The organism is Paenibacillus camerounensis (assembly GCF_000723885.1).
GTDB classification, from domain to species: Bacteria; Bacillota; Bacilli; order Paenibacillales; family Paenibacillaceae; genus Paenibacillus_AQ; species Paenibacillus_AQ camerounensis.
The window spans coordinates 1-4591 of record NZ_CCDG010000130.1 but is presented as its reverse complement, the minus strand read 5'-3'; the positions used below and the strand labels follow the sequence as shown (position 1 = coordinate 4591).

Sequence of the window (4591 nt, the reverse complement as noted above, 5' to 3'; positions counted from 1 at the left end):
GCCCGGGCAATGGACAGCCGCTGCTTCTCACCGCCGGAGAGCGTGCTCCCTCCCTCACCAACCGGCGTTTCATAGCCCTGCGGCAGCTTACTGATAAAATCATGGCAGCGTGCCTTTGTAGCCGCCCGGATAATGTCCTCGCGGGTTGCGCCCGGCCGTCCGAACGCGATATTATTCGCAATCGTATCCTGGAACAGGTACACATCCTGAAAGACAACCGAAACCGCCTTGAGCAGATGCTCTGGATCAATGCCGCTCAGCTTACGGCCGCCCAGGTAAACAGCACCTTCATCCGGGTCATAGAACCTTGAGATCAGCCGCAGAACGGTGCTTTTTCCGCTGCCTGAAGGACCAACAATTGCTGTTAACGCCCCCTGCGGCAGGACAAAGCTCAGATTATTAAGGACCTTCGTCTCCCCATAGCCGAAGGATACATTCTCGAAGGTAACCGTGTTGTGGGGCGGTAGCGGCCCGGTGTCCCCGGTCATCACCGGCTCCTGCAGCAGCTTGACAATCCGTTCTCCGGCCTGCTCGTTATAACGAAATTCCGCATAATTAGTCAATGCGGAGGTCAGCGGATCATAGATGCGCGTACCAACAATAAGGAACACGGCAAACTGCAGGACACCAAGACTTCCGCCCAGCAGCAGCTGGACGCCGGCATACACCAGCAGCGGCAGGCCTGCCCGGAGCAGACCGACTGCCGTTAGTACGACAGGACCTAGAATCCCCTCCAGCCGGATGCTCTCCTTCATCAACCTTCTGAATGCCGTATCTAACCGGGCAAAACGCTCCCCGGTCAGATTATATGCCTTCATAACGCGGATACCGTTCAAGTATTCCTGCAGCCGGTTGGCTGCGTTCAGCTTGGCCCGCATATGCGAGCTGCCGAGCCTGCGCTGCAGTCTGGATGTCAGGAGTATCAGCAGCAGGGCAACCGGCAGCGCCGCGAACATGGAGAGCGCCATCCGCCAGTCCAGAAGCAGCATACCGGCCAGCGCAAAGACCGGAAGGACAAAAGCGCCGGCCAGCTGCGGCAGCAGATGGGAGATTCCTGTCTCAACGAGAGTAAAGTCACCCATCATCATGTTGGCCAGATCACCCGGATCGCGGCGGTACAGAACTCCAAGCGGCAGCCTGCGCAGATGCTCGGCCAGTCCGGCTCTGCCCTCGGCAGCAACATTATAGGCGCCGCGGTAAGCAGCACGGTAAGCGGGGATTTCGCTCAAGAATATGAGCAGGGCCGTTCCTGCCAGTCCGGCACAGAGCCACCATAGCCGCTCAATCTGCAGTACAGCTCCCGGTGTTATGTATGGCTCAAATATCAGCCGGACCGCTTCAATTACAAGTGCAAACGGAAATACGGAAGCCAGATTGCTCAATAGTGAAAACAGCACCGGCTTCAGCAGCTGCCGGGGCTTGCCGGCTGTAATATTATGCAGTACCTTCATGCTCTGCCCCTCCCCGTTCCAGCTGCCAGTCATCCGCGCCAAGATAAGCCCGCCACATCCCTGCGTACAGGCCGTTACGTGCAACCAGTGCATCATGATCACCGCGCTCGGCAATCTCTCCGTCCTGCAGCACAAGAATCTGCCCGGCATCACGAATGGAAGACAGTCTATGCGCAATAACCAGCACGGTTTTGCCGCGCATCAGCTCGCTCAGGGCAAGCTGCATTTTATGCTCGTTCTCCGGATCGGCAAAAGCAGTCGCCTCATCAAGCACGAGCACAGGCGCATTCCGGAGAATCGCCCTGGCTACGGCAACCCGCTGCTCTTCGCCTCCAGACAGATAAACGCCGCCCTCGCCGATCAGCGTCTGGTAGCCCTGCGGCAGCCGGCTGATAAAATCATCGCACTGGGCTGCCCGGGCTGCGGCTTCAACCTCAGCCTGTGTAGCACCGGGGCAGCCTACCGCAATATTTTCATACAGCGTATCGTAGAACAGGAACGTTTCCTGAAATACGAAAGCCACGGTATCCATCAGCTGATGGATCGCCATACTGCGGATATCCACACCTCCGATGAGAATAGCCCCGGCACCCGGGTCCCAAAAGCGCGGCACCAGGCTGGCAACTGTCGATTTGCCTGAGCCGGAAGGGCCGACCAGCGCGGTAACCTTTCCCTGCTCGGCCAGGAAGGATATATTCTTCAGCGCTTCGCCGCCAGCCCCGTCCTCATGATAAGAGAAGCTCACCTCAGCGAATTCGATAGTATAGCCTTGCGGCAATTGTGGAGCTGCCGTTTCGGGTATTGGCCGGCGGGACAGCAGGTCATCCATCCGCCGCACCCCTTCACCAATATCACGGGTGCTGGAAGCCAGCATCAGCAGCTTGTACAGCGGCCCGGATACACCCGGCGCCATGACCAGGAAGAACAGCAGCAGCAAAGCAACAGACTGCGATTCCGGCTCACGCCGCAGCAGCAGGATACCTGCCGGCAGAATGAAGACGAACAGGGAGGCTAGCAGCGTTTTGAATGCAATGTAACCATTCTGGAAACGGTCTGTAAATTCAAGGCATCTGTCACGGTAGCTAACCATGTCGGCATAAAACTTACGGAACGAATGCACAGTCTGGCCAAACACCTTGACCGCAGGCATTCCCCGCACATATTGCACGGCAGAGGCGTTAATCTGCTCCAGCGATTCATGATACTCTCTGGCCCTGTCCTGGCCCTTGCCGCCCGCCATCAGCGAAGCCTGAATGACAAAGCCCAGCACAATCGGCAGCAGACAAGCAACCGCCAGCAGCGGGCTCAGCCAGAACATGATGCCGATCATCAGCACGGTAGTCACCGCCGCACTGATGAGATCGGGAAGCTGGTGGGCGATAAAGGTTTCCACCTTCTCCACGTTCTGCTCCAGCGTTTTTTTGACAGCTCCGGTGGAGGTGCCGTTCAAATAGCCGAGCGGCAGCCTGCCCAGATGCTCTGTCATCCTGATGCGCAAATTGTACTGAATCCGGAAAGCGGCCAGGTGTGAGCACATAATGCCGCAGTAAGAGGTAATCAGCCCCAGGATTAATCCGCACAGCGCCACGCCTCCCCACCAGATCATCGTTTTCCCGTCTATGCCGCCGGGTGCGGCAGCATGGCGCAGCAGCTCGGCGAGAATGAAATATACCGATATAAAAGGCACAAGCATCAGCACAGCGCTGGCAGATGAGAACAGCCCGGAGCAGAGCAGCAGCCCTCTTTTCTCACCGGCAATTTCCAGCAGCCTCATCATGCCTGTTTTGGTTTTGGTCTCGCCCACAGCTTCTCCCCCAATCTTCAGAGATATATCCGCAAGAAGTGCATTGAGAATGATTCTCTGTGAACAAGTGTAGGCCAGCCGCTGCCTCCGGTACTACCCATTACGGGAGCATTAACGCTCAATTCAGGAGTAATTCATTGTCTCTGCGCTACCCCCTGGCGGATTGTCTGCGGCTGCAGAGAGCATATTCTCCGGGGCTGGATCCGAATCTTTTACGGAAGGCCGCTGCAAAATGGCTGATATTTCCGTAGCCTACCTGTGCTGCAGTCTCACTCACACTCATCCTGCCCTGCTCCAGCAGAAGATGGGCATGCTGCAGCCGCTGCTCAATTACATAAGCGTGCACCGTCGAGCCGAACATTTCCTTGAAGCCCTTTTTGAGCTTGAACTCATTCAGGCAGACCAGGCGGGACAAGCCGGCCAGTGTGGGTGGCTGGGCGTAATCGCGCTGCAGCAGCTCTTTTGCCAGATGAAGGCTCCGGATATCCTCCTTGGACAGCTTGATTCCCGCAGGAATCCGCTCTGCTTCATAGAACGACTGATTGAGATATACGGCGAACAGCTCGAGCATTTTACCTTCCAGATACAATTTCCGCACCCCGCCGCTGTACGAACAGTCTGCAATCTGCGCCAGAAGCAGGCGGATCGCCGGTGTGATTTTATTTTTGGCAAAAATAGCGCCGTCACTGCCGATAAGCCCCAGCCGCCCGTCCCCGCCGAGCCCCTCCGTCATCCGGCCGAAATGCTCCGGACTCATGTCAATGCTTAGGAACCGGTATCGTGCATCCCGCACATAACGGCAGCTCTCCGTTCTCCCGCCCCCGTGCAGCAGCGCAATCTCATCCTGCTCTATAGCGAAGGCATCCCCTGTAAGCGAGGTCCCCCATTCAATTCCGTCCCCCAGGCAAAAAACCAGCTCCGTCCGCGGGGTCTTGAACTCACCGTTCGCCTCAATATCGCGGTTAAACATAAGGTTGAAATCCGTCATCTGGATATGTCCCTGGCTGAGCAGGCTTTTGCAGCTTCCGCTTCCCAGATTCCCCGGCGGGATGATCTCGAAATGACCTCCGTCCAGACGGTATGTATGCTCGTAGCCATCGCAGACCAGCGTTTTGTGCGCATCTATCGTTTCATGGCCGCTAATGCTGCCAGTATGGTTAACCATATTGCTCGCCCCCTATTTGTTATGGCTAATTATATAGGATAGTGAGAATGATTATCAATGAAAACTAATGGGACGCTGCAAAAAGAAAAGAGTACCCGCGGGTACTCTGAATGTAGCTGTATTGTAAGGCATCCTGCCCTTTTCGCCGCAACGGCCGGAATGAGAGGCACT

General features: G+C 56.4%; 3 protein-coding genes. All 3 read right to left on the bottom strand.

The annotated features are described in order from the left end of the window. The coding region (locus BN3772_RS30150) for an ABC transporter ATP-binding protein (RefSeq protein WP_042204479.1) at positions 1 to 1451 on the bottom strand (1451 nt) is incomplete at its 3' end. Next, positions 1435 to 3228, bottom strand: a complete 1794-nt coding sequence (locus tag BN3772_RS30145; RefSeq protein WP_042204481.1) for an ABC transporter ATP-binding protein — start codon at positions 3226 to 3228, stop codon at positions 1435 to 1437. The genes BN3772_RS30150 and BN3772_RS30145, both read right to left, overlap by 17 nt. A 175-nt stretch (positions 3229 to 3403) precedes the next feature. Continuing rightward, positions 3404 to 4420 carry a helix-turn-helix transcriptional regulator gene (locus BN3772_RS30140; RefSeq protein ID WP_052380757.1) on the bottom strand — a complete coding sequence of 339 codons (1017 nt, stop codon included), beginning with the start codon at positions 4418 to 4420 and terminating at the stop codon, positions 3404 to 3406. Positions 4421 to 4591: the final 171 nt, after the last annotated feature.